Here is a 25,816-nt window from a genome sequence, read left to right as displayed (position 1 = left end):
CTGGAAATAGCCTTCGTCACAAATCCCGCGATGACGTGCGGGCAAATCGCCGCTGCAATCAATTATCCGTGCCGGGGGGCCGCACCGGAAAAGGCAGAGGCGCGATGGCAACCCCTTCGTCGACCAGCGCCCTGGCTTCGTCGACACTCGCCTGACCATGGATCGCGCGATGCTCGCTTTCGCCCAGATGCATGGCGCGGGCTTCATCGGCGAAGCGTTCGCCGACATAATCCGATCCGTCGAGCGCGCGGGCCTGCGCCTCGGCCAGCGCGTGCATCACCTTGCGCAATTTTTCGGGGCCGTCGCTGGATAAGGGCACAGAGGCTGCTTCGCTGCGCTGATTGCCTTTTGCGGCCACGCGCGGCGCCATCACCGCCTTGGCCACATCGGCCGCCCCGCACATCGGGCAGGTCAGCAGGCCGCGCGCCCGCTGGCTGTCAAAATCCTCGGTCGATCCGAACCAGCCTTCGAAAACATGGCCGCTGCCACAGGCAAGATCGAACACGATCATTGCCCGCCCCGCTTTGTCCGCCAGCAACCACCAGACCGCGCCATGTGCATCACGCCTTCTTCACACCAGAGATAGGATCGGACGGGTCCAACGTCCATTCCCGCCGCAGCCAGCCGATCACATCCGTCGCCAGCTGCGCCCGATCCGCATCGCTGCGCATGATCGTCTGCGTGATCAGCAGGCGCGGCCCAATGATCGCGTCCGCCCCAGCCCGGTCGGTTTCGTCGATCACCAGTCCGTCGAGCATAGCGCCATAATGCGCCGCGATCCCCGCCGACGACACGGGCACGCCCAGTTCCGCCATGATCTTCGCCGCCGGCCCCTTCACCGCCTTGCCGCCGATGATCGGGGATACCGCGACGATTGGCACGCCACGCGCGCGCAACCGTTCGCGCGCACCCGCCAGCGCAAAAATCGGATCGATGCTGAGATAGGGGTTGGACGGGCAAAGGATCACCGCCGCCAGCGCCGGATCGTCAATCAGCGCGCTGAAAGCCGCACTCGGCGCGACATCAGGCGCCAGGTTCAGCCCGGTCAATGCCGGCGCGCATTGCCGCCGCACGAAATAATCCTGAAAGGCGAGCGCGCCTTCGTCTGTATGGACGATCGTAGGCGCGGGATCGTCCGCCATCGGCACGATCCGGTGGGCGATGCCGTGCGCCGTCGCCAATGCCGCGGTTACGTCGGTCAGGCTTTCCCCACCACGCAGCCGGCGCGTGCGTTCGACATGGGTGGCCAGATCGCGATCGCCCAGCCGGAACCAGCTTTCGCCGCCGATCCGGGCGATCTGATCCATGAACGCCCAGCTTTCGCCGGCGATGCCCCAACCCAGTTCGCGGTTGGCGATCCCCGCCAGCGTATAGGTAACGGTATCGATATCGGGCGAAATGCGAAAACCGAGATGTTCGAAATCGTCGCCGGTGTTGACGACGATCGCCAGTTCCTGCGGCGGCAGCACCGCCGCCAGCCCGGCGGCGAGCTTGGCCCCGCCGACCCCGCCTGCCAGCGCCAAGATCATCGGAACAAATCCATGTGCGCCGGCCGGATCAGATCCCGCGCCGATCCGCCCCGCCCCATCGCCGGCAAGCCGCGCACCAGCACGACCGGACAGGCTTCATCCGCCTGCCCCATCAGCAGCGATCCGGCCGCCGCGATCTCATCGGCCAGCCCCAGTTCGGATGTCTGGAGTTCGCGGCCATGCAGATCGGGCCGCCCCCGCAGATCGAGCAGCGCCGGCAGGCCGTGCACGCCGATCGCGGTGCCCACCGTCCCCATCCGCCACGCGCGGCCAAGGCTGTCGACGATCAGCACGGCGGGTTCGATCCCGGTCGCGGCCGCCAACCCCGCAGCGATTGCTTGTGCACTCGCATCGGGATCGACCGGCAGCAGCAGCGCCACTTCGCCATCGTCATGGTCGACGTTCGACTGATCGATCCCGGCATTGGCCAGCACCAGCCCCAGCCGATGGCGCACGATCAGCGCACCCGGCCGCGTGCGAACGACTTCGGTCGATTCGGACAGCACCAGTTCAACCAGCCGGGGATCCTTGTCGACCTTGGGCGCCAGCGCCAGTGCATCGGCCGATGGCGTCACATCGGCCAGCCGCACCAGCCGCCCTTCAGCCTTCGAAATCACCTTTTGCGCGATCACCAGCGCGTCGCCGGGCCGGAGCGCAAGCCCCGCCCGGTCGAGCGCATCGGCGATGATCGCGGCCAGATTGTCACCGGGCGCGATCATCGGCACGCCGGGCACCGCCCGGATCAGAATCTCGCGCGCCGGATCGCTCATTCGCCGCTGAGGCCCGTGATGCGGATGCCCGCCGACGGCACCTTGTAGCGCTGGTTGATCGAAATCAGCACCGACGTCAGCGCTTCGGCCACCACCGAATTGCACAGCGGGCCGGCATGGAAACCGCGCAGCTTGGCGGCTTCGGCCAGCACGATCACCTGTTCGCGCGCATCGATATCGTCGCCCGCAACCAGCACGTCGCAATCCAGATCATGGTGCAGATCACGCAGATGGTGCGCCGAAATATTCTGGAATGCGGAAACCACCCGCACGCCATCGCCCAGCGCCTTTTGCAGCGCCACGACGGCCGAACCCCCTTCGGGAAGCTGCACGCGGTTCACCTTGGGCGGCACCAGCGGCACCGTCACGTCGACCAGGATCTTGCCCTGCAACGCATCGGCCACGCCCAGCGCGGTCGCCTGCTGTGCGGCATAGGGAACCGCCAGCACGATGATTTCGCCAGCGGCGGCGGCAGTCGCATTGTCCGCGCCGCGCACGTTCGCGCCGGGGATTTCGGCGGCCAGTTCGGCCGCAGCCGCTTCGGCCTTGGCGGCATCGCGCCCACCGATCACCACGTCATAGCCGGCGGCCGCCCAGCGTGCCGCAAGGCCGCTGCCTTCCTTGCCCGTTCCGCCCAATACCGCGAGCGTGGGTTTACCCTCTGCCATGAAATCTCCTGTCGACTGTTCGCTGCGCCCTTTGTCAGGCGATCGTCGCGGGCGCAATCTTTCGACGATGCGTCAGCACCGGAACGCGCGCGCGAACCTCCGCCACCCGCTTCATATCAAGGTCGACAAAGCCGACCCCGTTTTCGCCCTGCATATCCAGCAGCACATCGCCCCACGGGTCCACCACCAGCGAATGGCCGTAGGTCGCCCGCCCATCGGCATGCGCGCCGGCCTGCGCGGCCGCGATCACGAACGCGCCCGCCTCGATCGCGCGGGCGCGCAGCAAAACATGCCAGTGCGCACGGCCTGTTGGCACGGTGAAGGCCGCCGGCACACACAGGATCGTCGCGCCGGCATCGCTCAACGTGCGAAACAGATCGGGGAAACGCAGATCATAACAAATCGTCAGGCCCATCCGGCCCCATGGCGTATCCACCACCACGGCCTGCGAACCCGGCGCGTAAGCCGAAGATTCCCGCCAGCTTTCGCCGGTCGGCAGATCGACGTCGAACAGATGAATCTTGTCATAGCGCGCACGGATCGCGCCGGCATCGTCGATCAGAAAGCTGCGGTTGACCAGCCGCCCATCATGCCGTTCGCCCGCCAGCGCCAGCGAACCAAGATGCACCCAGACGCCCGCCTTCGCTGCGGCATCGCGCACCCGCGCCAGCACCCGATCATGCGCCTCGTCCGCAAGATGATCGGCCGCGCGCGTGCGATCGCGATCCAGCAGGCCGCTCATCTCCGGTGTGAACAAAATGTCCGCCCCGCCTGCTGCGGCCGCTTCGATCGCGGCCACCAATGCCGTGGCATTCGCATCCGGGTCGATCCCCGTGCAGCTTTGGAACAGGGCGGCACGCATCAGGCGGCGAGCAGCGCGTCCAGCTTGCCCGCGCGTTCCAGCGCGGCCAGATCGTCCGATCCGCCGACATGCTGGTCGTTGATGAAAATCTGGGGAACGGTGCTGCCGCCCTTGGCGCGATCGAGCATCTCGGCGCGCTTGGGGCCGCCCATCGTGATGTCATATTCCTCGAACGTGACACCCTTGTCGCCCAGCAGCTTCTTGGCGCGGGTGCAATATGGGCAGAGGAACTTGGTGTAGATTTCGACCTTGGGCATGAAGGCCCCTTCTTCTGGTGGAACAAATTTGCTGCAAGACGTGTGGTGCGGTGCGTCAATTGTCAACATCACCGCCATCCAGATCCACCCGCGCCCAGCACAGCAATCGCACCTCCGCTGCGCCGGCCTGTTTGAGCGTGCGGGCGCACGCATTGGCGGTCGCCCCCGTCGTATGCACATCGTCGATCAGCAGGATGCGCCGGCCCTTCACCCCCGCGCGCTGGCCGGGATCGACCGCAAATGCACCCCGCACCGCCTTCGCCCGCGCGTTACGCCCCAGCCCGCGCAGCACCGGTGTCGCCCGCTTGCGCTGCAGCAGATCGACCGCCAGCGGCAGCCCATGCCGACGCGCCAGCACACCGGCGATCAGCGCCGACTGGTTGTAACCGCGCCGCCAGATCCGCCAGCGGTGGAGCGGCACCGGCACGACGATCGCCTCGCCGTCCCCCACCAGCCGTGCCATCAGCCGCGCGATCGTTTCGGCATGGCCCGGCCGGCCGCCATATTTCAGGCGCATCACCACATGCCGCGCCACGGGACCATAAGCGACAGCCGCGCGCGCCGCATCCACCGCCGGCGGATCGGACAGGCACCCGCCACACAGTGCGCCATGGCCGCCGCCTGCGATCCGGATGCCGCACCGCGCGCAGCCGTCATCGCCCAGAAAATCCAGGCTCTGCCAGCAATCGAGGCAAAAGCGATGATCGTCCGGCGTCACCGCGCCACAGCCCGGGCAACGCGGCGGCAATGCCAGCGCAATGATGCGCGCCGCCGCCGTCCCCACCATCGCCCCCAGCCGCTTCATCCGCTTCCCCCTTATCCGCCCTCTTGTTCCAGCCGCGCCACGGGGGCACAAGCCCGGCCATGACTTTCCCCCCGGCCGATCCCGAGATTTTCGACCGCCGCACCCGCCGCCTGCGGCGCGATCGCGCGGCACCCGGCTTTGCCGATCATGCTTTCCTGCGCGATCGCATGGTCGAAGACCTGCTCGACCGGCTCGATTCGGTAAAACGCACCTTCACCCGCGCGCTCGATCTCGGCACGGCGGACGGATCGCTCGCCACCGCCCTGCGCACACGCGGCATCACAACCTTCACCGCCGATCCCGGCTTCGCCTTCGCCAAGGCCGCGGGCGGCGTGCAATGCGATGAAGATCGCCTGCCGTTTGCCGATGGCAACTTCGATCTGGTCATCGCCGCCGGCGGGCTGGACATGGTGAACGACCTGCCCGGCGCGCTCACACTGATCCGCCGCATACTCCGCCCCGATGGCCTGTTCCTCGCCGCTTTCTTCGGCGCGGGATCACTGCCCCGCCTGCGCGCCGCATTGATGGCGGCGGACGACGCAGCCGGCCGCGGCGTGGTCGCACGCATCCATCCGCAGATCGACGTGCGTGCGGCGGGCGACCTCCTGTCGCGCGCCGGCTTTGCCCTGCCGGTGGCGGACATCGATCATGCCCGCGTCCGTTATGGCGATCCGCTGCGCCTGATCGGCGATCTGCGCGGCATGGCCGCCACCAACATCCTGCGCGACCGGCGCGGCGCGGCCCTCACCGCAGCGCACCTGCCCGCCTTGTTCGAAGCCTTCGCCGGCATGGCCGACGCCGATGGCCGCGTGACGGAATTGTTCGAAATCGTCCACCTCACCGCCTGGTCCCCCGGCCCCGACCAACCCAAGCCCGCACGGCGCGGCAGCGGCCGCACCTCGCTAGCCGATGCGCTGAAACCGAAGGAGGGGTGAGCGGAGCCAACATTGTTACCAAAGACCATGACCTGTTATTTTTCGGCACCCAAACCTCCTCCCGTAAAGCACTGATACTATGACCATTCCATCAGATCCTGTCGCGAGACCAGACGATGCTGGACAGGTTTCCATCTTTGTGTGCGGCACGCAAAAGGGGGGCACAACAAGCCTGCATGCCCATTTTGTTGAGCATCCTGAACTGAGTGCTCCCCAAAAGAAGGAGCTCCACTTCTTCGACAATGAATCCGTTGATTGGATCAGGCCCGATTATGCACCGCTTCACGCCAGCTTCAGCACCGCGCCGGGCCATGGGCTACGGTATGATATCACGCCCATCTATATGTTCTGGCCCGCTTCGCTCGAACGCATAGCCTCGTACAATCCGAATGCGCGGTTGATATTCCTGTTTCGCGATCCGCTTGAGCGGGCATGGTCGCACTGGTCGATGGAATGGGCGCGCAAGGCCGAAACGCTGCCTTTTACAGAAGCCATCCGTCAAGGCCGCTCCCGACTTGAGGGCATTCCCATCAATGCCCCCGCATGGCGGGTTTTTTCCTATCTGGAACGCGGCCTCTATGGCGCTCAGGTTGAACGCGCATTGAGCCTTTTTCCGCGCGAACAACTCTTGTTCCTTCGATCGGAAGATCTGCGCGACCAACATACCGAAACACTGGACAGGATCGCCCGGTTCCTGCGTATCACCCGTTTTCCCGACACTGGTATGAAGACGGAAAATGCACGACCGGCGATTGACTATCCTTCCTGGGCGACAGCAGCCGATCGCGCACTGGTGGCGGAATTTGTGAACGAAGACCTTCGCAATTTTGCGAAGCTAACTGGCCTGGATACCGATCATTGGCCGTGCATGGCCCAGATCAGGGCCTAACCCATTCCACATCGGACATGCAGCGGGGAACGGTGGCTGCCACCGCTCCCCCCCACAGCCTTCGCCCTTGGCATTCCCCACTCCGCTCGCCTAAGCGCCAAAGCCATGTTGCGCCGGTTGATTCCCGATCCCTTCATCGTCCTGCTGCTCGCGACGGTGCTGCTCGCGTCGCTGCTGCCGGCGCGCGGCGGGTTCGCGTCGGCGGTCGATGGGCTGGCGACGGCGGCGATCGTGCTGCTGTTCTTCTTCCATGGGGCGAAACTGCCGCGTGAGGCGATTATCGAGGCACTGGGCCATTGGCGGCTGCACCTCGTCATCCTTGGCTGCACCTTCGTGATGTTCCCGCTGCTGATCCTCGCCATGCAATGGCTGGCGCCGGAAATGCTGCCGCCGCCCTTGTGGACGGGAATGCTGTTCATGGCGGCGCTGCCCGGCACGGTGCAATCGGCGATCGCGTTCACGTCGATCGGGCGTGGCAATGTCGCCGCCGCCGTCGCCGCATCATCGGCATCGCAGCTGATCGGCATTTTCCTGACGCCGCCGCTGGTGGGCCTGCTGGCCGATGCGCATGGCGGGGCGACCGACACCGCCGGCATCGGCCATATCCTGCTGATCCTGTTTGCGCCCTTCCTGGCCGGGCATCTGCTGCGCCCGTGGATCGGCGAATGGGTCGCGCGCCACCGGCCCCTGATCGCAATGAGCGATCGCAGCGCGATCCTGCTCGCGGTCTACAGCGCCTTTTCGGCCGCCGTGATCGAAGGGATATGGGGTCGGCTGCCATTGCCGGTGCTGGGCGTACTCGTCGGCCTGTGCCTGGCGGTGCTCGCCTTCGCGCTCCTCTTCACCCTCGGCGTGGCGCGTTTGTTCGGTTTCAGCCGGGCGGATGAAGTGGCGATCCTGTTCTGCGGCACCAAGAAATCGATCGTTCAGGGCGTGCCGATGGCGCGCGTGCTGTTCGCCCCGGCCGATGTCGGGCTGGTGCTGATGCCGATCCTGTTATTTCATCAATTCCAGCTGATGGCCTGCGCGTGGATCGCGCGCCATTATGCCGCGACAGCGGATAAGCCACCCGCCCCATAATTTTCGTGAATGCCGCCCCATCCCTGGTCTAAGGGGAAGGGCAAGACAGTTTAGGAGGAGTGCCCGCGTGACCGAACAGGCGATCTATCCCGTCCCAGCCGAGTGGAAGAAGAAGGCCAAAGTGGATAGCGCCCGCTATGCGCAGCTTCACGGCCGGTCGCTCGCCGATCCCGGCAGCTTCTGGCTGGAACAGGCCAAGCGGCTCGACTGGATCAAGCGGCCGGAAATCGCCGGGGACTGGTCGTTCGCGGAAAAGGATTTCCACATCCAGTGGTTCGCCGACGGCAAGCTGAACGTCGCCGCCAATTGCATCGACCGGCACCTGGCCGAACGCGGCGATCAGGTCGCGATCCTGTGGGAACCGGATGAACCCAGCGAAGCGCCGCGTCGCTACACCTATGCCCAGCTGCACGCCGAAGTATGCCGTTTCGCCAATGTGCTGAAGGCATCGGGCGCGAAGAAGGGCGATCGCATCACCATCTACATGCCGATGATCCCCGAAGCCGCGTTCGCGCTGCTCGCCTGCGCGCGGATCGGTGCGGTGCATTCGGTGGTGTTCGGCGGATTTTCGCCCGACGCGCTGGCCGGCCGCATTCAGGATTGCGATTCGACGATCGTCATCACCGCCGATGAAGGCCGTCGCGCCGGCAAGAAGGTGCCGCTGAAGGCCAATGTCGACAAGGCCGCCGCGCTCTGCCCCTCGCTCGAAAAGGTCGTCGTCGTGCAGGCGACGGGCGGATCGGTCGATATGGAGCCGGGCCGCGACGTCTGGTATCATGATCTGGCGTCGATGGTGGCCGCCGAATGCCCGCCCGAACCGATGGGCGCGGAAGATCCGCTGTTCATCCTCTACACGTCGGGGTCGACCGGCAAGCCCAAGGGCGTGCTCCACACGTCCGGCGGCTACCTGCTGTGGGCCAGCCTGACGCACGAGATGATCTTCGATTATCGCCCCGGCCAGATTTACTGGTGCGCGGCCGATATCGGCTGGGTCACGGGCCACAGCTACATCGTCTATGGCCCGCTCGCCAATGGCGCGACGACCCTGATGTACGAAGGGGTGCCCAACTGGCCCACCGCCAGCCGCATCTGGGAAGTGGCCGATCGCCATCAGGTGGAAATCCTCTACACCGCCCCCACCGCTTTGCGCGCGCTGATGAAGGAAGGCGATGATTTCGTCACCAAAACCAGCCGCAAGTCCCTGAAACTGCTGGGCACCGTTGGCGAACCAATCAACCCGGAAGCCTGGCGCTGGTATCATGATGTGGTCGGCGAAGGGCGCTGCCCGATCGTCGATACCTGGTGGCAGACGGAAACCGGCGCGGCGATGATCGCCCCCCTGCCCGGTGCGATCGATCTGAAGCCGGGTTCGGCCACCAAGCCGTTCTTCGGGATCGAACCGCAGCTGGTCGACACCGAAGGCCATGTCCTTGACGGCGCCACCGAAGGCAATCTCGTCATCGCGCGCAGCTGGCCGGGGCAGATGCGCACCGTGTGGGGCGATCATAGCCGCTTCTTCCAGACCTATTTCAGCACCTATCCCGGCAAATATTTCACCGGCGATGGCTGCCGGCGGGATGAAGACGGCTATTACTGGATCACCGGTCGGGTTGATGACGTCATCAACGTTTCCGGCCACCGCATGGGCACCGCCGAAGTGGAAAGCGCGCTCGTCCTCCACGCCAAGGTGGCCGAAGCCGCCGTCGTCGGGATGCCCCACGATATTAAGGGACAGGGCATCTATGCCTATGTCACCCTGAACGCGAATTGTGCGGCGAGCGAGGAATTGCGCGCCGAACTGAAGCAATGGGTGCGCACCGAAATCGGCCCGATCGCGACGCCCGATGCGATCCAGTTCGCGCCCGGCCTGCCCAAGACGCGTTCGGGCAAGATCATGCGCCGCATCCTGCGCAAGATCGCGGAAGGCGACACATCGTCGCTGGGCGACACGTCAACCCTGGCCGATCCGTCGGTGGTCGACGATCTGATCGCCAATCGGGTCGGATAACGCACGGTCCAAAGCATAAGCGCCATTCCCGCACAAACGGGGATGGCGCTGTTTCTTTCTTTCAGCCCGCCAGCACCCGCGCCAGCAGCCGATCGATCGCCGCCACGCTTTCCGGTTCATCCAACACCGGCGCATGGCCGATACCGGCCACGGTAACGAGGTCGAGCCCATCCACCCGCCGCGCCATTTCCTGCGCGGTCGCGGCACTCAATATATCGGACCGCTCACCTCGCACCAGCGTTACGGGTCGTCCGCCAAGGCTCTGGAACGCAGGCCACATATCCATGCCCGATTCCCCGCCCGGCAATTTGAACGGCTCGGCGATCTTCATGTCATAATCATAGATGATACGCCCGGCCGGGGTCAGCCGGCACAGCCGCTTGGCCATCGCCAGCCATTGTTCGACCTCATAATCGGGATAGACCGCAAAATTGCTCTGTTGAAGGCCGCGCGCGGCGTGCAGCCAGGTCGGCCAACTCGCCTGCTTGCCGACATAGGTGCGAATGCGCGCAAGCCCGCCGACTTCCAGCACCGGCCCGACATCGTTGAGCATTGACGCCACGACCCGATCGCGCCCCGTGGCCGAAAGCAGCATGGTCAACAGGCCGCCCAGCGACGTCCCGAACGCGACAAAGCGATCGATCTTCAATTCTTCGATCAGCGCCTCCAGATCCTGCAAATAGGTCAAGGGCACATAGGTCATCGGATCCTTGGCATAGGCGCTTTCGCCGCGGCCGCGCAGTTCGACGCAGATCAGCCGCCAGCGCCCCGCCAGCCGATCGGCGACATCGGCGAAATCGCGCGCGTTACGCGTCAGGCCGGGAATGCACAGGATTGGGGGCTGCCCTTCGGCTCCACCGGGATAGTCGCGATAATGGAGGCGCAGCCCATCCTTGGACCACCAATAACCGTCCGTCCATTGCGCCATGCTTGCGTCTCCTCGCGTACCGCCCCCATATCGCCGCATGACGACGCCCCCGCAACCCGCTCCCTATCGGCCCGATCCGGCTATCCTGTCACTTGGCGGGGATTATTATGATCCTGTCGCGGCAGCCGATTTTCCCGAAACCAGATTGCGCTTCCGCAACGATCGCTGGGCGGCGGCCGTCGGCCTCGCCGACATCGACGACATGGCATGGATCCGCCATTTCGGGCGTTTTCAGCCGCTGCCCGGCAACCTGCCCGAACCGCTGGCGCTGCGCTATCACGGCCACCAGTTCCGCGTGTACAACCCCGATATCGGCGACGGCCGCGGTTTCCTCTTCGCCCAGATGCGCGATGATACGGGCCGCCTGCTCGATCTCGGCACCAAGGGATCGGGCCAGACGCCCTATAGCCGCTTCGGCGATGGCCGGCTGACCCTGAAGGGCGGCGTCCGCGAAATCCTGGCGACGGAGATGCTGGAGGCATTGGGCGTCAACACCTCCAAAACCTTCTCGCTGATCGAAACGGGTGAAGCGCTGCAACGCGGCGATGAACCCTCGCCCACCCGTTCATCGGTGCTGGTCCGCCTGTCGCACAGCCATATCCGCATCGGCGCCTTTCAGCGGCTTGCTTATTTCCGCGATGGCGACGCGATCCGCCGTCTGGTCGATTATGCCCTGCGCGAACTATATGGCGTCCAGCCCGGCGCGGAACCGGAAATCCAGTTGCTGTCCCTTGTCGTCGAACGCACGGCAAAGCTTGCCGCATCCTACATGGCTGCCGGCTTCGTCCATGGCGTGCTCAACAGCGACAATATCAACATCACCGGCGAAAGTTTCGATTACGGCCCGTGGCGCTTCACGCCCACCTGGGAACCCGGATTCACCGCCGCTTATTTCGACGAACAGGGGCTATACGCCTTTGGCCGGCAGGCGCAGGCAATCCACTGGGATGTCGTCCAGTTGGCCGTGGCGCTGCGCACCATCGCCGAAGCCGAAGCGCTGACCCCGCCGCTGGAAGCCTTCCCTGCACTCTACGAAGCCGCCTTCCGTGACGCGATCTTCGCCCGGCTCGGCATCGCCCCGCTCGACGATCAATCGGACATGGCCCTGCTCGAAGCGATGGAGCGCGGCCTTGTGGAGACCGGCACCACCATCGACCGTTTCTTCTTCGATTGGCGCGGTGGCAAGCGGCGTGGCCCCTCCCCCGCCGATCCGGCCTACGCCCGCGACAGCTTCGCCGCCTTCGGCATGATGCTCGGCGCGTTTCCCAAGGTCGCATCCACCGAACATCGCTACTGGTCCGATCGCGAACCCTGCTCGATGCACATCGACGAAGTGGAGGCAATCTGGGCGCGCATCGCCGAAGATGACGACTGGAGCGCGCTCGACGCCAAGGTCGCCGCGATCCGCCGCATGGGCGAAGCCATGTAAGCACCGATTGCGAAACCGCGCGCGGGCGGCCAAGGTGACGAAATTAACCATGCGGGCCACATAATCCGCTGGACCATCGCACCACCGGGGACGTTCCACCCATGTCTGCCACCGAGATCATTTCCACCGAACCCGCCAGCGGCGCCGTGCTGTGGCGTGGTGCGGCCGGCAATGCCGCGCATGAAGTGGCGCTCGCGCGTGCCGCCTGGGCGGCTTGGGCGGCCCAGCCGCTTGCGGTGCGGATCGAAACGCTGCGCCGTTTCGCCAATGTCGTGCGCAGCCGGCTCGACACCTTTGCCGATCTCATCGCGCGCGAAACCGGCAAACCCTTGTGGGAAGCGCGCACCGAAGTCGAAAGCGTCGTCAACAAGGTCGATATTTCGGTGTCGGCTTATGCCGAACGCACCGCCCAGCGCCGTTTCGAAGGCGCGCTTGGCGCCAAGAGCGCGCTGCGCCACAAGCCGCATGGCGTGCTCGCGGTGCTCGGGCCGTTCAACTTCCCGGCACATCTACCCAACGGCCATATCGTCCCCGCCCTGATCGCGGGCAACGCGGTTGTGTTCAAGCCGTCGGAAAAGACCCCGGCAACCGGCGCCTTCCTGGTCGAATGCTACCACGCCGCCGGCGTTCCCGAAGGCATCGTCCGCCTGCTGATCGGCGGGCCGGATGAAGGCCGCGCGCTCGCCGCCGAACCGGGCATCGACGGGCTGCTGTTCACCGGATCGGCGCGCGCCGGCATGGCGCTCCACCGCCAGTTCGCCGAAACACCCAACAAGATCCTCGCGCTCGAACTCGGCGGCAACAATCCGCTGGTGGTGTGGGATACGCCCGATATCGCCTCGGCCGCCGTGATCGCCGTCCAGTCGGCCTATATGTCCGCCGGCCAGCGTTGCACCGCCGCGCGCCGGCTGATCGTGAAGGATGGCGCGCACGAGCCGCTGATCGCCGAAATCGGCCGGCTGATCGATCGGATCATCGTCGACCATCCCCATGCCGATCCCGCCCCGTTCATGGGGCCGGTGATCGACAACGCGACCGCCGATCATGTGCAGGAAAGCTTCCTCGACCTGATCCTGAAAGGCGGTCGCCCGATCAAACAGATGGCCCGGCGCGATGCCGATCGGCCGTTCCTGTCCCCGGCGCTGATCGATGTCACCGGCATATCCGCGCGCCCCGACGAGGAAATTTTCGGCCCCGTCCTCCAGATCATCCGCGTCGCCGATTTCGATGCCGCGATCACCGAAGCGAACAACACCCGCTTCGGCCTGTCCGCCTCGCTCGTCTCGGGCAGCCCGGATCTCTATGATCGTTTCTGGGGCAATATCCGCGCCGGCATCGTCAACTGGAACCGGCCCACCAACGGCGCGCCCTCCAACGCCCCGTTCGGCGGCGTCGGCCTGTCGGGCAACCACCGCCCCAGCGCCTATTATGCCGCGGATTATTGCGCCTATCCCGTCGTTTCGTCCGAAGCCGATCAGCCACGCGCGTCGATCGGGGTGGGCTTGCGCGACGGCTAGGGCGATCAGGCCGGACAAGTTCTCCTAAGCTGTCGCAAAGCATCCTTCGATTGCATGGCCGCGCGTTCGAGGCCATTTGCCGATCCATGTCCACGCTACTCGATCCGCACGCGCGCGGCCGCGTCATTCTGGTTGGGGCCGGCCCTGGCGATCCGGGCCTGCTGACCGTGCGCGCCGTCGAAGCGCTGCGGCAGGCAGACGTCGTCGTCCATGACGGGCTGATCGACCCGCGCGTGCTGGATTATGCGCCCGCCACGGCCCAGCGCATCTCGGTCGCCAAAACCCGTTCGCGCCATACGCTGCCGCAGGAAGCGATCAACGCGCTGATCATCGCCCATGTGAAGACCGGCGCGATCGTCATCCGGCTCAAGGGCGGCGATCCGTTCGTGTTCGGGCGCGGCGGCGAAGAGGTGGAGGCCGTCCGCGCCGCCGGCCTCACGGTCGAAGTCATTCCCGGTGTTTCCGCTGCATTGGGCTGTGCCGCAGCCGCCATGCTCCCGCTTACCCATCGGGACTGGTCGAGCGCGGTCAGCTTCGTCGCGGGCCAGTGCAAGGGGCTGACCGAACAGAATTGGGCCGGCCTGGCGGGCCAGGGTCGCACGCTCGTTATCTATATGGGTGTCGCCTGCGCCACGCTGATCGCTGACAAGCTGATGGCCGATGGCGTCGCGCCCGATATGCCGGTGGCGGTGCTGGAACGCGGCACGCTCGAAGGATCGCGCGCGCTGCGCACCCTGCTCGCCGATCTTGGCGGCATGGTCGAACGCGAACAGGTGATAAGTCCGGCGATCATTATCGTCGGCGAAGTGGTATTGCTGTCGGATGCCGAAAACCGGCTTCAGGCACTGGCGAAACAGGCGGAGGCGCTCTCTTGAAGATTTTGACGGGCAACGATCTGGGCACGGGCGATGTCGTCTGGTGGACGGGCAGCGATTGGTCGCGCCATGTCGCCGAGGCCGTCGACGTCGATCATCATGGTGAGGCGATCGCGGCCGAAGAAGACGCCGCGCGCCGCGTCAACGCGCCTTATGTGATCGATGCGGAACAGACGCCCCACGGCCCCCGCCCCGCCCATATCAAGGACCGCATCCGCGCCGCCGGCCCCACCGTGCGGCTCGACCTCAACATCAAGCCTGCCGATCCTGCGGCAGGAAGCTGGGTGATCTGATGTATAAATATGATCAATATGATCAGGCGATCGTCGACGCCCGCGTCGAAGAATTTCGCGATCAGGTTCAGCGCCGGCTGGCGGGTGAAATCACCGAGGATCAGTTCAAGCCGCTGCGGCTGATGAACGGCCTCTACCTCCAGCTTCACGCCTATATGCTGCGCGTGGCGATCCCTTATGGCACGCTCGATAGCCGCCAGATGCGGATGCTGGCCCATATCGCGCGCAAATATGACAAGGATTACGGGCACTTCACCACCCGCCAGAACATCCAGTATAACTGGATCAAGCTGGAGGACGCCGCCGATATCCTGGCCGATCTCGCCACCGTCGAAATGCACGCCATCCAGACGAGCGGCAATTGCATCCGCAATATCTCGTCCGATCAGTTCGCCGGTGCTGCCGCCGACGAAATCACCGATCCGCGCCCGTGGGCCGAACTGCTGCGCCAATGGTCGACGTTCCACCCGGAATTCAGCTATTTGCCGCGCAAGTTCAAGATTGCGGTGATCGCGGCGGACGAAGATCGCGCAGCCGTCAAGCTGCACGATATCGGCATTCAGTTGCACAAGAACGACGCCGGCGAAGTCGGCGCGCGCATCTTCGTGGGTGGCGGCATGGGCCGCACGCCGATGGTGGCGCCGGTGATCCGCGATTTCGTGCCGATCGACGATCTGCTCGGCTATGTCGAAGCGTGCCTGCGCGTCTACAATCGCTATGGCCGTCGCGACAATATCTACAAGGCGCGGATCAAGATCCTCGTTCACGAACTGGGCGCGGCCGAATATGCCCGCCAGGTCGAAGAGGAATGGGCGCATGTGAAGACGCTCAACCTCGATCCGCCGGTGGGCGAATTCGAACGCATCGCCGCCTTCTTCGCCGCGCCCGCGTTTGAAACCGGCATTGCCGACACCGTGGACCGCAGCGATCCCGATTTCGCTTTGTGGCTCGACCAGAACGTCAAGGCCCACAAGCAGCCCGGCTATGCGATCGTCAACATCAGCCTGAAGCCCACCGGCGGCATTCCGGGCGATGCGTCGTCCGCGCAGATCGATCTGATGGCCGATCTGGCCGAACGCTACAGCTTCGATGAACTGCGCGTCACGCACGCCCAAAACATCGTCCTGCCGCATGTGAAGAAGGCCGATCTCTACACGCTGTGGCAGCAGCTCGATGCGGCCGGTCTTGCCGCGCCGAACCTCGATCTGATCAGCGATATCATCGCCTGCCCGGGCCTTGATTATTGCAGCCTCGCCAATGCCCGGTCGATCCCGATCGCGCAGAAGCTGCAGGAACGCTTCGCCGGGCTGGATCGCCAGCGCGACCTGGGCGAACTCAAGCTCAAGATTTCGGGCTGCATCAACGCCTGTGGCCACCACCATGCCGGCCATATCGGCATTCTGGGCGTCGATCGTAAGGGCACCGAAAACTATCAGCTGCTGCTCGGCGGATCGGGTGCGGAAGATGCCAGCCTCGGCCGCATCACCGGCCCCGGCTTCGACGAAGACGGCATCGTCGATGCGGTCGAACGCACCGTCGAAAAATATCGCGCGGTTCGCGAACCGGGCGAACGATTCCTCGATACATACCGCCGCGTTGGCATCGACCCCTTCAAGGAGGCGATTTATGGGTGATTTCCTGCGCTTCCGCGATGATGCGCCGCATGAAGAACCGGCCGTCACGCTCGACGCCTTTCTCGGCCAGAGCAACGCGACCGCCGTTCGGCTGGAATCCGACGAAGATGCGCGCAAGCTCATCCCGCAGCTCGGCCAGCTGGCGCTGATCGAAGTGTCGTTCCCCAAATTCCGCGATGGCCGTGGCTATTCGGCCGGGCGGATTTTGCGCGAAGCGGGCTATGAAGGCGAACTGCGCGCCGCCGGCGACGTGCTGGTCGATCAGATCCCCCTGATGCGCCGCTGCGGGTTCGACAGCTTCGCACCCGAAGCGTCGGTCGATCCCGATGCGCTGGCGCGTGCGCTCGGCCGCTATGACGATGTCTATCAGAAGGCGGCGGATGGGCGCTCGCCTGTCTGGGCGTTGCGGCATGGCTGATCCCGCGCGCAGCATCGACATGATCGACACCGCCCCGCCCTTCACGGCGGACGACGCGGCGCGCTTCAACGCGCGCTTCGACGGCGTCGAGACGGCCGATATGCTGCGCGAGCTGCTGACCGGCGATCTCGCCGGCCGCACCGCCATCGTCTCGTCCTTCGGCGCGGAATCGGCGGTGCTGCTGCACCTCGTGGCGCAGATCGACACCGAAACGCCGGTCATCTTCGTCAACACGCAGAAGATGTTCGGCGAAACGCTGGCCTATCGCGATGAACTGTCCGAACGGCTCGGCTTCGTCGATCTGCGCGTCTTCCGGCCTGATCCGCGCATCCTCGCGGCGCAGGATCGCACCGGTCTGCGCTGGTCCTACGATCCCGATGGCTGCTGCGAAATCCGCAAGGTCGAACCGCTGCGCCGTGCGTTGCAGCCGTTCGATGCGTGGATTTCGGGCCGCAAGGGATTCCAGTCGGGCACCCGCATCGCTTTGCCCCGCTTCGAAATCGACGAAGGCCGCCTCAAGATCAATCCACTGGCCGATTGGGGCAAGGATCGGCTTGAGGCCTATTTCGCCGATCACGAACTGCCGCGTCACCCGCTGGAAGCGCAAGGCTATCTGTCGATCGGCTGCGCCCCCTGCACCAGCATCGTCAAACCCGGCGAAGACCCCCGCGCGGGCCGCTGGCGGGGTTGGGATAAGGTCGAATGCGGCATCCACGGCGGCCGCGTCCCCGGCCCGGACGAAGAACCGGTGTTCTAAAAGGCATCGCTCTCGCCAGACCGAAACCACATACAAAAACGCCACCCCAGCACAGGCCGGGGTGGCGTTTTCTTTTTGCAGGTATCGCTCGGCTCACGCCCCCGGCAGCGGCACCCATTCAGCCTTCACATCTTCGTCGATCTGGCCGGTCACCACCGCGCGCTGGATCGCCTTGGAATAGGAAATCCGCCAGCCGTCCGCCGTCTTCACATATTTGTCGGCGTAGAAATTGGCGAGCAGGCGGAACGTGCCGCCGCGCGGATCATAGTTCACATAGCCCAGGTTCCACCGCGCGCTGGCGGTGTCGCCGTCAATGTCGATTTCGCCATTATGGCCGTGGTGGACGTCGGTGATCGGCGTCTTCACCGCCATTTCGGTAAAGATGCCGATCAGCCCGTCGACGTTGAACTCGCCCAAAGGCGGAAAATCGATCACGGCATCCGCGGTGAAGCAGCCGCGAATCTGATCGACGTCCTTGGCGTCGCACGCATTCAAATAGCGCGCCTTCAGCTTGCGGATATCGCTTTCGGCTTCCAGGCGGGCGATGCGGGCTTCGAGATCACTCATGGCAGCTTGATTACCTTCGTCGTGGGAATGGGCGTTTCCGCCGCGTCGGTCCAGCGCCACAGCATGGTACCATGGGCATGGCCGGCGGTGTCGACCCAGTTGCCGAAACCGGGATCGCGCGCGGCGATGACCAGGGTCACGGTACCATCCGAGTTCGGCTTGGCGGACGTGTTGTTATAGTGGATCTGGTGGAAACGATAATCCAGCGATTCCATCCAGTAATTGTCGAGCTGGAAATTCCACACCCGGCATTTCGGCACGGTGGTTTCGATCACCAGCGCTTCATCCGGGGCCAGTTCCCACGCACCGTGGAGATAATGGATCATCGGATCGCCGCCCGCCTTCACGAACATCGCCTGGTCGGGCGTGTCGAGCGCGTTCATATTTTCAGCGCGGAACTTTTCAGCCCAGATGGCAAAGGTGCGCGCGGTCCCCTCGACGAAGCCGGCGACCTTGCCGAGGGCGGTTTCCAGCCGTTCGGGCGTCAGCGGCGCGGGTGTCGCCGGGCCGTCGATCGCCTCGATACGGATATCGACGCCCTGTTCCTTTGCACGATCGCCGAACGTCTGGCGGACGAGGATCATGCTGGTATCTTCGGCAATCGGCAGCCAATTGCCGTTGCCCGGCCGTTCGCGCGACGCGATCAGTTCGAAGCTGCCGTCCGCTTCGATCAGCATGTCCTCAACATCCACTTCGCCGGTCGACGCCATGGTGCCGTCGATCGCGTAGCGATTGGCCTTCGATCCGAAGGTCAGGATCGGCACCGTGCCGCGCTTGCCGCTGATGCGGTAGCTGCGATCGCCGGTGACCGTCGCGTTCAGATAATGATTGTCGGGGTTGTCCGCGCCGATCTTCGCGGTCTGGTGGCTCGCCTGATAGAAAGCGGGAAAATCCGGGTCGGCAAATTCCAGATTCATTTCCAGCGCGATACGCAGGAGACGGGTAAGGTAACGATAGCCTTCCGCCCGGTCGATCGGGGTGGCCGCCGCTTCGGCGCCCAGCACCACGTCGCCGGCTTTTTCCAGCTTGCGGCAAAAATCCCGCCAGACTTCGCCCGACATGACCTTGTCTTCACTCATCACATGCACTCCGGGTATCAAAAAGAGCAGGCCGCCACGGTGCGCCATCGCATCCGCGGCGGCTAGACCCTGATGATGCCCAGTTGCGCTTATGGAGCCATATATTGGCCGCCATTGACGTCGAGCACCGCGCCGGTGACGACGCGGGCATAATCCGACAGGAAGAACAAAACCGCCTTCGCGCAATCATCTTCATGCGGGATGATGCCGAGCGGGATGCGGCCGGTGATCTCGCCGATCAGTTCGTCGCGGTTCGCGCCGGCAGCCACGGCCCGGTCGATATGGTCATAGACCGGCTTGCCACCGATCCAGCCCATGCGGGTGTGGTTCACGCGAACGCCATACTTGCCGAAATCGTTGGCCATGTGGCGGCTCAGCACGTTGAGGCCGCCCTTGCCCGATGCATAGCCGCCTTCGCCGGAAAACGGATTGACGGTCGACATCGTCGATACGTTGATCACCGCACCGTCTTTCTTGGCCTTGAACGTCGGCAGCACCGCCTGCGTCATGCGCAGCGCGCCCAGGCAATTGACGTCGAACACCTGCGCATAATCTTCCGGGTCCGCCTGATCGACGGGCACCCACGCGCCGTGGATGTAGGCGGTGTTGACGAGGCCATCGATCGTGCCGAACGCTTCCACGGTGGCCGCCGCCATCGCCTCGCACGCCGCCGCGTTCGAAATATCGGTCGGAACCGCGATCGCCTGCCCGCCCGCGGCGCGGATATCGGCGGCGACTTCCTCGATCAGCCCCTTGCTGCGCGCGCCCAGCGCGACCTTGGCGCCTTCGGCAGCCGCGATGCGGGCCAGCGCCTGACCCATGCCAGCGCCAACGCCGCTGACGATGACAACCTTGTCCTTAAGCAACATGGGGCAGTTCCTCTCCTGCATAGATCTGGTTCAGTTCGGCCGGGACGGCGTTATTGGTTTCGGGGCAATAGGTGCCCGACGGGCCGTACATCACCACGACGCAGCGGTTGCACGCGGTGCAGCCCGATGTGGTGCTTGTGCCGGCCTTCCACTGCGACAACAGCGTCGGATCATGGATCAAGGCGCGCGCGATCGCCACGCCTTCAAACCCGGCGTCCAGTGCCGCCTGGGCCGACGCCAGCGACTGGACACCGCCCAGATAGCACAGCTTCACCTTGCGGTTGGGGCCAAGCGCCGCCTTCAGCTTCAACGCATCCGCCATCAGGTAATTTTCGCTGAACGGCGGAACCTTGGGAATGCTGCGCTTCATGATGGCGAATTGCAGCTTGCCCTTCCAGCTCGTCTGCATCGTCGCCATTTCATCATAAGGCAGCGCACTGCCGAACATCTTCCAGGTGGATTCGATGTTGCGGCCGGCGGACAGCACCAGCATGTCCGCACCCGCCTCTTCCAGCACGCGTGCCGTGATGATGGTGTCTTCGATCGTCGCGCCCTTGGCCACGCCATCGACCAGATTGATCTTGGCAAGGATCGCCAGCCGGCTGCCGACAGCCGCCTTCACCGCGCGCAGCACTTCGGCCGGGAAACGCGCGCGATTTTCAGCGGAACCGCCATATTCATCGCGGCGGAAGTTGGACAGGGGCGAGATGAACTGGTTCAGCAGATAGCCATGGCCCATATGCAGTTCGATCGCATCGAACCCGGCCTGTTCGGCCCGCAAAGCGGCGGCGGCAAATTCATCACGCACCATGTCCATGTCGGCGCGCGTCATCGCCCGCTGGAACGGACGGCCCATCAGCAGGCCCACCTTGTCGATCCCGCCGGAAGACGACATGCAGCGCGACGTCGACAGATCCTTGATCTGGCAGAAGCTGCCGCCATGCGTGATCTGCGCCGAAACCTTGCCACCGGCCGCATGGATCGCATCGGTGATCGCACGATAATGCGGCACGCTTTCGTCGCTCAGCGTTCCCTGCCCCGGCAAGGTCCGGCCGTCCTTCGACACCGCGATATAAGCCAAGGTCGTCAGGCCGACTTCATTCTCGGCATAGGTGCGGTGAAATTCCAGCAGCGCCCGTGTCGGGTTCATATCCTTGTTCTTCGTCTCGTTCGCACCCGAACGGATGAAGCGGTTCTTGATCGTGATCGGCCCGATCTGGACCGATGAAAAGGGATCTGCAGTCATGATTGTCCTCCCGGCACGGACGCCGGCACATCTTTGGCCCATGGCGCGATTTCAGTCCGGCTTGCGATCCGCCAGCCTTGCGGTGTCCGGGTCAGCACGTCGGAATAGGTCGCCCCGATGAAGAATATCTGGCCGCCCTTTTCAGGCAGCATCTGCATGGGATTGAACAGCATCGTCATCGCCGTCGCGCGATCACCATCCGCCCCGTCGAAACGGATCTGCGGCATGCCGATCAGGTGCTGGGTGGTTCCGAAACCACCCAACGCCTCTTTCAGCCAGGGCTTGATATCGCCCCAAACACCCGCGCGGCCACCGGTCGCGCGGTAATCGCATTCAGCGTCGGGCGTGAACACCGCATCCAGCCGGTCGATATCCTTGGTATCGAGCGCGAACACATAGTCCGTCAGCAATGCCTGAATTTCGAGAATGTCGGAAATGCGGTCGATGTTCATGCCGCGCGCCCTCAACCGTCGAAGTTGGCCTGCCCGCCGTCGAGCGGAATGGTCGCGCCCGTCAGATAGGCAAAGCTCGGTCCGCACAAGGCCGCGACCGCTTCACCGATATCATTTTCGCAGCTGCCGATGCGGCGCAGCGGGATCGTGCTGAAGAACGCCTCCGCTTCGGCCGGCCGCGCCGCGATCCAGGCCTTCAGGCCGGGGCTGTCGGCATGCGGCGCGATGTTGAGCACGCGGATGCCATTCGGCCCCCATTCGGATGCGGCCGCACGGGTCAGCGACTGGATCGCCTTCTTGACCGCGGCATAGGTGCCGTAACCCGCCATGTCCCAACGCACGGTTGCCGACGAGGTGAGGTTGATGATCACCCCGCCGCCGCGCGCCACCATCGAAGGCTGGCACGCCTTCATCATCCGCATCGTCGCGACCGGGCCGCTTTCGAAGCCGGCCAGGAACGCTTCGTCGGTCACGCTCATCAGCGTTCCCAGCGGCACTTCCTGCGCATTGTTGACGAGGATATCGACCCCGCCGAACGCCGCGATCACTTCGGCAACCGCCGTCTGGATCTTCTCGCCATCCTTGATGTCGACGTGGAAACCGCGCGATCCGTTACCGCATTCGGCAGCCGTCGCTTCCACCTTGGAAAGCGTCCGGCCAAGCAAGGCGACGGTGGCGCCCGCCTTGGCGAGCGCGAGCGCGATACCGCGCCCCACGCCCTGCCCCGCACCGGTGACGATCGCGATCTTACCCTGCAGCATTGCTTCCCCGCTCATGCGCCCAACCCCGCCGGTGCGCCCGGCAGTACCGGCTGGAAATAACCCGACGACCAGCCGCCATCGACGGCATATTCGGCGCCGGTGACGTAGCTTGCTTCGTCGCTGACGACGAACGCGGTCACGCGTGCGACCTCTTCGGGCGCGCCGATGCGCAGCAAGGGCATCCGTTCCATCCCATCATTTTCGCCACCGCCGGTCTTGCCCGCCGGATTACCCATTTCTGTGTTCACACCACCCGGGTGGACCGAATTGACGCGCACCCCGCGCGGCCCAAGCTCCCATGCCAGGCTCTTGGAAAGGCCACGCACCGCCCATTTCGACGCCGTGTAAACCGTCAGGCCGTTGCACCCGCGCAGGCCGTCGACCGACGAAATGTTGACGACAGCGCCCTTGCCGCTGGCGATCAGCGCCGGCGCACAATGCTTCACACCCAGGATCACGCCCTTGATGTTGATGCCCAGCACCTTGTCGATATCGTCCGCCGAAACCTGTTCGATCGCGGTGTAGTGGACGACGGCGGCGTTGTTCACCAGCGTATCGAGCTTGCCAAAGGTATCGACAGCGGCTTTCACCGCGCCCGCCCAATCGTCTTCGCTGCGAACGTCGAGCTTGCGAAAGATCACCGCGTCGCCCAGTTCCTTGGCCAGCGCCTCGCCCTTTTCGACAAGGATGTCGCCGATCACCACCTTGGCGCCGCGTTCGACGAACAGGCGCACGGTTGCCGCGCCCATACCCTGCGATCCGCCGGTGACGATCGCCACCTTGCCCTCAAGCCTACCCATATCCCCTCCACGAAAGAAGCAAGGCCGGGATGGATCCCGGCTTATCGCCCTGATCCTCCCCGGCCCTGCCTTGACTGTCAAGCGGATGCGCGCAGCAATGGCCGGCATCGATCCGCAAAGTTGCGCGTTAGCGCATATTCATGTCGCTATTGCGTAATGGCGGCCGCTTCAGGCAGCCACCACCTCGCCCAGCGAATGGCGCAGTTCGGTCGCGGCCAGCGCCACCGTTTCGCCCGCTGCCGGCAGCACGCCGACCATGCTGGCGAAGCCGTGGATCATCCCATCGGCGCGGCGCAACGTCACCTGAACCCCGGCCGCCTCAAGCTTTGCAGCATAAGCCTCGCCTTCGTCGCGCAAGGGATCATGCTCGGCAGTAACGACGGTTGCGGCCGGCAGGCCATCATGGCTCGCCGCACGGATCGGCGCGGCAAGCGGATCGGGATTGGCGACGCTCGCCTCACCCACATATTGTTCCCAGAACCAGCGCATCATCGGCCCGGTCAGGAAATAATCCGCGCCCGATTCGGTGTAGGAAACATTGCCGAAATCGGTGTCGATCACCGGATAGAGCAGCAGTTGGTGGGCGATGGCCGGCCCCTGATCGCGGGCCAGCAGCGCCACAGCGGCCGCCAGATTGCCACCCGCGCTGTCGCCGCCCACCGCCAGGCGCAACCCATCGACCCCGGAACCGGCCTGCCCTTCGGCCACGGCCCGCACGGCCGCATGGCAGGCGTTCAGCGGCACCGGGAACTGCGCCTCGGGCGAACGCGGATAATCGACCGAAACCACCGCGATCGCGGCGGCTTCCGCCAGCGCGCGGCACAACGAATCGTGCGTTTCGATATTGCCGGAAACCCAGCCACCGCCATGGAAAAACACAAGAACCGGCAGCACCGTACCCGGCAACGGGTGATAAAGCCGCGCCGTCATTTCATGACCGCCCGACGTGAGCGTCAGATCGCGCACCTCGGCGATGTCAGCCTTGGGAAACGGCATCGGCTGATCATCAACGACACGCGCGGCAGCCACGGTGTGGGGCACCGCGCACAGCGGCGATTGCTTCATCATCTCCAGGATTTGCTGGGTCATCGGGTCAAGGGCCATCATGTCTCTCCTGCATTCGTGGTGAACTATTGGCGGTCGCCGCTTGCCGCCGCAACGGTGTAGAGTAGAACAGCGCGCAATGACTGACCTGCCCCATATGGACGAGACGCCGGAAACTATGCTGCCATCGGCGCTGCTTGACGCGCTTTATGGCGGATTGCTGGATGCAACGCCGTGGGAAGCCTTCCTGCGCGAACTTTCAGCCTATCTCGATTCGTCCTACGCAACACTGATCCTCACCGTGCCAGGTGCGAGCAACCCGGGCACCATCGTCACGCCCGATGCGAATCCGCAAACCGCCGAGGATTATTCGGCCAGTTTCTTCACCAGCGATCCGTTTATCGGCCTGCCCGAAGGCGAAGTGGTGACGTTTGCCGATTTCGTCGGCTCGGGCGGCAATGATCTGGTGGAGTTTCGCCGCGCCTTTCTCGATGCAGCGGGTGGCGACCAGATATTGGGCGTGGATCTGCGCGCGGCATCGGGATTCGAAGCCCGGATCCGCGCCACGCGTGATCGCAGCCGACCGGATTTCACGCGGGCGGATCGCGATGCGCTCCAGCATCTCGTACCGCATCTGCGCAACGCCATCCGGCTTTACGAACGGCTGGCAGCGATCGGCACCGAACAGGGCGTGTTCCAGGGCGCGATCGAACAGATGGCCGTGGCGACGATCATCGTCGATCATGGCGGGCGCATCCTGCGCACCAATGCGCGGGCCGATCACCTGCTCGAACAGAATGACGGCATCGGCCGCACCGGCAATCGCCTGCTGTTCGGCGGCCGTGAAGAACAAAAGGCACTCGAAACGCTGCTGCGCACGCTGGGCGTGGAAAGCGACCCCCGCGCCATCGCCCCCCTGCGGCTGCGCGTTGAACGACCATCGGGCGCGCGTGACCTGGCAATCGTCGCCCAGCCCGTTGCCGGGCCCGCCTTCATGCGCGGTGCCACCGCCGCCGCCGTCGCCTTGTTCGTATCCGAACCGGGCAGCCGCACCGGCCCCAGCCCCGAAGCGATCCGCGATCTGTTCCAGCTTACCCCTGCCGAAGCCCAGCTCGCCGCGGCCCTCGCCAATGGCGCATCGCTGATCGACGCGGCCGATCGTCTTGGCGTGACGCACAACACCGTACGCGGCCATCTGCGCGCAATCTTCGCCAAGACCGGGGTTCGCCGCCAGTCGCAGCTCGTTCACCTGCTCAATGCGCGGCTGCCGTAACACCCCGGTCGATTTTGGCCGAAATCATGAATTCGCGTCCGATCCGGCAAGGATGAGGCGGTTGACGCGTC

28 protein-coding genes are annotated in these 25,816 nt (G+C 64.7%); 12 read left to right on the top strand and 16 right to left on the bottom strand.

The annotated features are described in order from the left end of the window. Positions 1-58: 58 nt before the first annotated feature. Genes KC8_RS00630 through KC8_RS00600 form a run of 7 tightly spaced genes read right to left on the bottom strand, consistent with a single transcriptional unit; the run spans position 59 to position 4,891 of the window. The gene (locus tag KC8_RS00630; RefSeq protein ID WP_029624505.1) at positions 59-511 is read right to left on the bottom strand and encodes a DUF1178 family protein; all 453 of its coding nucleotides are present in this window, start codon (positions 509-511) and stop codon (positions 59-61) included. A gap of 49 nt (positions 512-560) precedes the next feature. Next, positions 561-1,529 carry a 2-phospho-L-lactate transferase gene (cofD, locus tag KC8_RS00625; RefSeq protein WP_010125310.1) on the bottom strand — a complete coding sequence of 323 codons (969 nt, stop codon included), beginning with the start codon at positions 1,527-1,529 and terminating at the stop codon, positions 561-563. Then, positions 1,526-2,299 carry a coenzyme F420-0:L-glutamate ligase gene (gene cofE, locus KC8_RS00620; protein WP_010125309.1) on the bottom strand — a complete coding sequence of 258 codons (774 nt, stop codon included), beginning with the start codon at positions 2,297-2,299 and terminating at the stop codon, positions 1,526-1,528. The genes cofD and cofE overlap by 4 nt, the downstream gene beginning before the upstream one ends. Then, positions 2,296-2,967 carry an NADPH-dependent F420 reductase gene (gene npdG, locus KC8_RS00615; RefSeq protein ID WP_029624504.1) on the bottom strand — a complete coding sequence of 224 codons (672 nt, stop codon included), beginning with the start codon at positions 2,965-2,967 and terminating at the stop codon, positions 2,296-2,298. The genes cofE and npdG overlap by 4 nt, the downstream gene beginning before the upstream one ends. A gap of 34 nt (positions 2,968-3,001) precedes the next feature. Next, positions 3,002-3,829 carry a carbon-nitrogen hydrolase family protein gene (locus KC8_RS00610; RefSeq protein ID WP_010125307.1) on the bottom strand — a complete coding sequence of 276 codons (828 nt, stop codon included), beginning with the start codon at positions 3,827-3,829 and terminating at the stop codon, positions 3,002-3,004. After that, the gene (gene grxC, locus KC8_RS00605) at positions 3,829-4,086 is read right to left on the bottom strand and encodes a glutaredoxin 3 (protein WP_010125306.1); all 258 of its coding nucleotides are present in this window, start codon (positions 4,084-4,086) and stop codon (positions 3,829-3,831) included. The genes KC8_RS00610 and grxC overlap by 1 nt, the downstream gene beginning before the upstream one ends. Positions 4,087-4,141: 55 nt before the next feature. Beyond that, the gene (locus tag KC8_RS00600; RefSeq protein WP_010125305.1) at positions 4,142-4,891 is read right to left on the bottom strand and encodes a ComF family protein; all 750 of its coding nucleotides are present in this window, start codon (positions 4,889-4,891) and stop codon (positions 4,142-4,144) included. Positions 4,892-4,950: 59 nt separating this feature from the next. On the opposite strand from KC8_RS00600, the gene KC8_RS00595 reads away from it, so the two are divergent. The 4 genes from KC8_RS00595 (at position 4,951) to acs (ending at position 9,803) form a co-directional block, all read left to right on the top strand. After that, positions 4,951-5,826, top strand: coding sequence for a class I SAM-dependent methyltransferase (locus tag KC8_RS00595; protein WP_010125304.1), 876 nt, complete (start codon positions 4,951-4,953; stop codon positions 5,824-5,826). A 79-nt stretch (positions 5,827-5,905) separates the two neighbouring features. Beyond that, on the top strand, positions 5,906-6,715 hold the full coding sequence (locus KC8_RS00590; protein WP_083831222.1) for a sulfotransferase domain-containing protein: 810 nt from the start codon (positions 5,906-5,908) through the stop codon (positions 6,713-6,715). A 105-nt stretch (positions 6,716-6,820) separates the two neighbouring features. Continuing rightward, positions 6,821-7,795 carry a bile acid:sodium symporter family protein gene (locus tag KC8_RS00585; RefSeq protein ID WP_010125301.1) on the top strand — a complete coding sequence of 325 codons (975 nt, stop codon included), beginning with the start codon at positions 6,821-6,823 and terminating at the stop codon, positions 7,793-7,795. A 67-nt stretch (positions 7,796-7,862) separates the two neighbouring features. Further along, positions 7,863-9,803, top strand: a complete 1,941-nt coding sequence (gene acs / locus KC8_RS00580; RefSeq protein ID WP_010125300.1) for an acetate--CoA ligase — start codon at positions 7,863-7,865, stop codon at positions 9,801-9,803. A 61-nt stretch (positions 9,804-9,864) separates the two neighbouring features. Here acs and KC8_RS00575 read toward each other — a convergent pair whose 3' ends face one another. Continuing rightward, on the bottom strand, positions 9,865-10,731 hold the full coding sequence (locus tag KC8_RS00575; protein WP_010125299.1) for an alpha/beta fold hydrolase: 867 nt from the start codon (positions 10,729-10,731) through the stop codon (positions 9,865-9,867). Positions 10,732-10,768: 37 nt separating this feature from the next. Between KC8_RS00575 and KC8_RS00570 the strand changes: the two genes are divergently transcribed. The 7 genes from KC8_RS00570 to KC8_RS00540 all read left to right on the top strand — a co-directional run bounded on the left by KC8_RS00570 (position 10,769) and on the right by KC8_RS00540 (position 17,654). Then, positions 10,769-12,160 carry a protein adenylyltransferase SelO gene (locus KC8_RS00570; protein ID WP_010125298.1) on the top strand — a complete coding sequence of 464 codons (1,392 nt, stop codon included), beginning with the start codon at positions 10,769-10,771 and terminating at the stop codon, positions 12,158-12,160. Positions 12,161-12,261: 101 nt separating this feature from the next. Continuing rightward, complete coding sequence (gene astD / locus KC8_RS00565) at positions 12,262-13,677, top strand: succinylglutamate-semialdehyde dehydrogenase (RefSeq protein ID WP_010125297.1); 1,416 nt, start codon at positions 12,262-12,264, stop codon at positions 13,675-13,677. Positions 13,678-13,763: 86 nt separating this feature from the next. Next, positions 13,764-14,552, top strand: a complete 789-nt coding sequence (gene cobA, locus KC8_RS00560; RefSeq protein ID WP_010125296.1) for a uroporphyrinogen-III C-methyltransferase — start codon at positions 13,764-13,766, stop codon at positions 14,550-14,552. Then, positions 14,549-14,845, top strand: coding sequence for a DUF2849 domain-containing protein (locus KC8_RS00555; protein ID WP_010125295.1), 297 nt, complete (start codon positions 14,549-14,551; stop codon positions 14,843-14,845). The genes cobA and KC8_RS00555 overlap by 4 nt, the downstream gene beginning before the upstream one ends. Then, entirely contained in the window at positions 14,845-16,479 is a 1,635-nt protein-coding gene (locus KC8_RS00550) for a nitrite/sulfite reductase (RefSeq protein WP_010125294.1), read from the top strand. Before KC8_RS00555 ends, KC8_RS00550 begins: the two co-directional genes overlap by 1 nt. After that, entirely contained in the window at positions 16,472-16,897 is a 426-nt protein-coding gene (locus KC8_RS00545; protein WP_010125293.1) for a DUF934 domain-containing protein, read from the top strand. Before KC8_RS00550 ends, KC8_RS00545 begins: the two co-directional genes overlap by 8 nt. After that, entirely contained in the window at positions 16,890-17,654 is a 765-nt protein-coding gene (locus KC8_RS00540; protein ID WP_010125292.1) for a phosphoadenylyl-sulfate reductase, read from the top strand. The genes KC8_RS00545 and KC8_RS00540 overlap by 8 nt, the downstream gene beginning before the upstream one ends. A gap of 93 nt (positions 17,655-17,747) precedes the next feature. Here the strand turns inward: KC8_RS00540 and KC8_RS00535 are convergent, their stop codons facing one another. The 8 genes from KC8_RS00535 to KC8_RS00500 all read right to left on the bottom strand — a co-directional run bounded on the left by KC8_RS00535 (position 17,748) and on the right by KC8_RS00500 (position 24,532). Beyond that, positions 17,748-18,221, bottom strand: coding sequence for a nuclear transport factor 2 family protein (locus tag KC8_RS00535; RefSeq protein ID WP_010125291.1), 474 nt, complete (start codon positions 18,219-18,221; stop codon positions 17,748-17,750). After that, positions 18,218-19,300: a DUF1214 domain-containing protein gene (locus KC8_RS00530; RefSeq protein ID WP_010125290.1), complete on the bottom strand. Its 1,083-nt coding sequence runs from the start codon at positions 19,298-19,300 to the stop codon at positions 18,218-18,220. Before KC8_RS00530 ends, KC8_RS00535 begins: the two co-directional genes overlap by 4 nt. 89 nt (positions 19,301-19,389) lie before the next feature. After that, positions 19,390-20,169 (bottom strand): SDR family oxidoreductase, encoded by a 780-nt coding sequence (locus tag KC8_RS00525; protein WP_010125289.1) that lies wholly within the window; start codon positions 20,167-20,169, stop codon positions 19,390-19,392. Beyond that, positions 20,159-21,415, bottom strand: a complete 1,257-nt coding sequence (locus KC8_RS00520) for an NADH:flavin oxidoreductase (RefSeq protein ID WP_010125288.1) — start codon at positions 21,413-21,415, stop codon at positions 20,159-20,161. The genes KC8_RS00525 and KC8_RS00520 overlap by 11 nt, the downstream gene beginning before the upstream one ends. Further along, positions 21,412-21,867 carry a nuclear transport factor 2 family protein gene (locus tag KC8_RS00515; RefSeq protein WP_010125287.1) on the bottom strand — a complete coding sequence of 152 codons (456 nt, stop codon included), beginning with the start codon at positions 21,865-21,867 and terminating at the stop codon, positions 21,412-21,414. The genes KC8_RS00520 and KC8_RS00515 overlap by 4 nt, the downstream gene beginning before the upstream one ends. Before the next feature lie 11 nt (positions 21,868-21,878). Next, the gene (locus tag KC8_RS00510) at positions 21,879-22,643 is read right to left on the bottom strand and encodes an SDR family NAD(P)-dependent oxidoreductase (protein ID WP_029624502.1); all 765 of its coding nucleotides are present in this window, start codon (positions 22,641-22,643) and stop codon (positions 21,879-21,881) included. Next, positions 22,640-23,428, bottom strand: a complete 789-nt coding sequence (locus KC8_RS00505) for an SDR family NAD(P)-dependent oxidoreductase (protein WP_010125285.1) — start codon at positions 23,426-23,428, stop codon at positions 22,640-22,642. The genes KC8_RS00510 and KC8_RS00505 overlap by 4 nt, the downstream gene beginning before the upstream one ends. 168 nt (positions 23,429-23,596) lie before the next feature. Next, positions 23,597-24,532, bottom strand: coding sequence for an alpha/beta hydrolase (locus KC8_RS00500; protein WP_037496004.1), 936 nt, complete (start codon positions 24,530-24,532; stop codon positions 23,597-23,599). Positions 24,533-24,611: 79 nt separating this feature from the next. Here KC8_RS00500 and KC8_RS00495 point away from each other — a divergent pair, with 79 nt between their 5' ends. Next, entirely contained in the window at positions 24,612-25,745 is a 1,134-nt protein-coding gene (locus KC8_RS00495) for a helix-turn-helix transcriptional regulator (RefSeq protein ID WP_029624501.1), read from the top strand. Positions 25,746-25,816: the final 71 nt, after the last annotated feature.

Origin of the sequence: Sphingomonas sp. KC8 (assembly GCF_002151445.1) — a bacterium.
Taxonomy (GTDB): Bacteria; Pseudomonadota; Alphaproteobacteria; order Sphingomonadales; family Sphingomonadaceae; genus Sphingomonas_E.
The sequence above is the reverse complement of the archived record's forward strand: the minus strand, read 5'-3'. Positions and strand labels throughout refer to the sequence as shown.

Excerpts from the sequence above, each read along its gene's own strand:
- KC8_RS00630 (WP_029624505.1), bottom strand. The coding sequence starts at position 511 with ATGATCGTGTTCGATCTTGCCTGTGGCAGCGGCCATGTTTTCGAAGGC.
- cofD (WP_010125310.1), bottom strand. The coding sequence starts at position 1,529 with ATGATCTTGGCGCTGGCAGGCGGGGTCGGCGGGGCCAAGCTCGCCGCC.
- cofE (WP_010125309.1), bottom strand. The coding sequence starts at position 2,299 with ATGAGCGATCCGGCGCGCGAGATTCTGATCCGGGCGGTGCCCGGCGTG.
- npdG (WP_029624504.1), bottom strand. The coding sequence starts at position 2,967 with ATGGCAGAGGGTAAACCCACGCTCGCGGTATTGGGCGGAACGGGCAAG.
- KC8_RS00610 (WP_010125307.1), bottom strand. The coding sequence starts at position 3,829 with ATGCGTGCCGCCCTGTTCCAAAGCTGCACGGGGATCGACCCGGATGCG.
- grxC (WP_010125306.1), bottom strand. The coding sequence starts at position 4,086 with ATGCCCAAGGTCGAAATCTACACCAAGTTCCTCTGCCCATATTGCACC.
- KC8_RS00600 (WP_010125305.1), bottom strand. The coding sequence starts at position 4,891 with ATGAAGCGGCTGGGGGCGATGGTGGGGACGGCGGCGGCGCGCATCATT.
- KC8_RS00595 (WP_010125304.1), top strand. The coding sequence starts at position 4,951 with ATGACTTTCCCCCCGGCCGATCCCGAGATTTTCGACCGCCGCACCCGC.
- KC8_RS00590 (WP_083831222.1), top strand. The coding sequence starts at position 5,906 with ATGACCATTCCATCAGATCCTGTCGCGAGACCAGACGATGCTGGACAG.
- KC8_RS00585 (WP_010125301.1), top strand. The coding sequence starts at position 6,821 with ATGTTGCGCCGGTTGATTCCCGATCCCTTCATCGTCCTGCTGCTCGCG.
- KC8_RS00575 (WP_010125299.1), bottom strand. The coding sequence starts at position 10,731 with ATGGCGCAATGGACGGACGGTTATTGGTGGTCCAAGGATGGGCTGCGC.
- KC8_RS00570 (WP_010125298.1), top strand. The coding sequence starts at position 10,769 with ATGACGACGCCCCCGCAACCCGCTCCCTATCGGCCCGATCCGGCTATC.
- astD (WP_010125297.1), top strand. The coding sequence starts at position 12,262 with ATGTCTGCCACCGAGATCATTTCCACCGAACCCGCCAGCGGCGCCGTG.
- cobA (WP_010125296.1), top strand. The coding sequence starts at position 13,764 with ATGTCCACGCTACTCGATCCGCACGCGCGCGGCCGCGTCATTCTGGTT.
- KC8_RS00550 (WP_010125294.1), top strand. The coding sequence starts at position 14,845 with ATGTATAAATATGATCAATATGATCAGGCGATCGTCGACGCCCGCGTC.
- KC8_RS00545 (WP_010125293.1), top strand. The coding sequence starts at position 16,472 with ATGGGTGATTTCCTGCGCTTCCGCGATGATGCGCCGCATGAAGAACCG.
- KC8_RS00540 (WP_010125292.1), top strand. The coding sequence starts at position 16,890 with ATGGCTGATCCCGCGCGCAGCATCGACATGATCGACACCGCCCCGCCC.
- KC8_RS00535 (WP_010125291.1), bottom strand. The coding sequence starts at position 18,221 with ATGAGTGATCTCGAAGCCCGCATCGCCCGCCTGGAAGCCGAAAGCGAT.
- KC8_RS00530 (WP_010125290.1), bottom strand. The coding sequence starts at position 19,300 with ATGAGTGAAGACAAGGTCATGTCGGGCGAAGTCTGGCGGGATTTTTGC.
- KC8_RS00525 (WP_010125289.1), bottom strand. The coding sequence starts at position 20,169 with ATGTTGCTTAAGGACAAGGTTGTCATCGTCAGCGGCGTTGGCGCTGGC.
- KC8_RS00520 (WP_010125288.1), bottom strand. The coding sequence starts at position 21,415 with ATGACTGCAGATCCCTTTTCATCGGTCCAGATCGGGCCGATCACGATC.
- KC8_RS00515 (WP_010125287.1), bottom strand. The coding sequence starts at position 21,867 with ATGAACATCGACCGCATTTCCGACATTCTCGAAATTCAGGCATTGCTG.
- KC8_RS00510 (WP_029624502.1), bottom strand. The coding sequence starts at position 22,643 with ATGAGCGGGGAAGCAATGCTGCAGGGTAAGATCGCGATCGTCACCGGT.
- KC8_RS00505 (WP_010125285.1), bottom strand. The coding sequence starts at position 23,428 with ATGGGTAGGCTTGAGGGCAAGGTGGCGATCGTCACCGGCGGATCGCAG.
- KC8_RS00500 (WP_037496004.1), bottom strand. The coding sequence starts at position 24,532 with ATGGCCCTTGACCCGATGACCCAGCAAATCCTGGAGATGATGAAGCAA.
- KC8_RS00495 (WP_029624501.1), top strand. The coding sequence starts at position 24,612 with ATGACTGACCTGCCCCATATGGACGAGACGCCGGAAACTATGCTGCCA.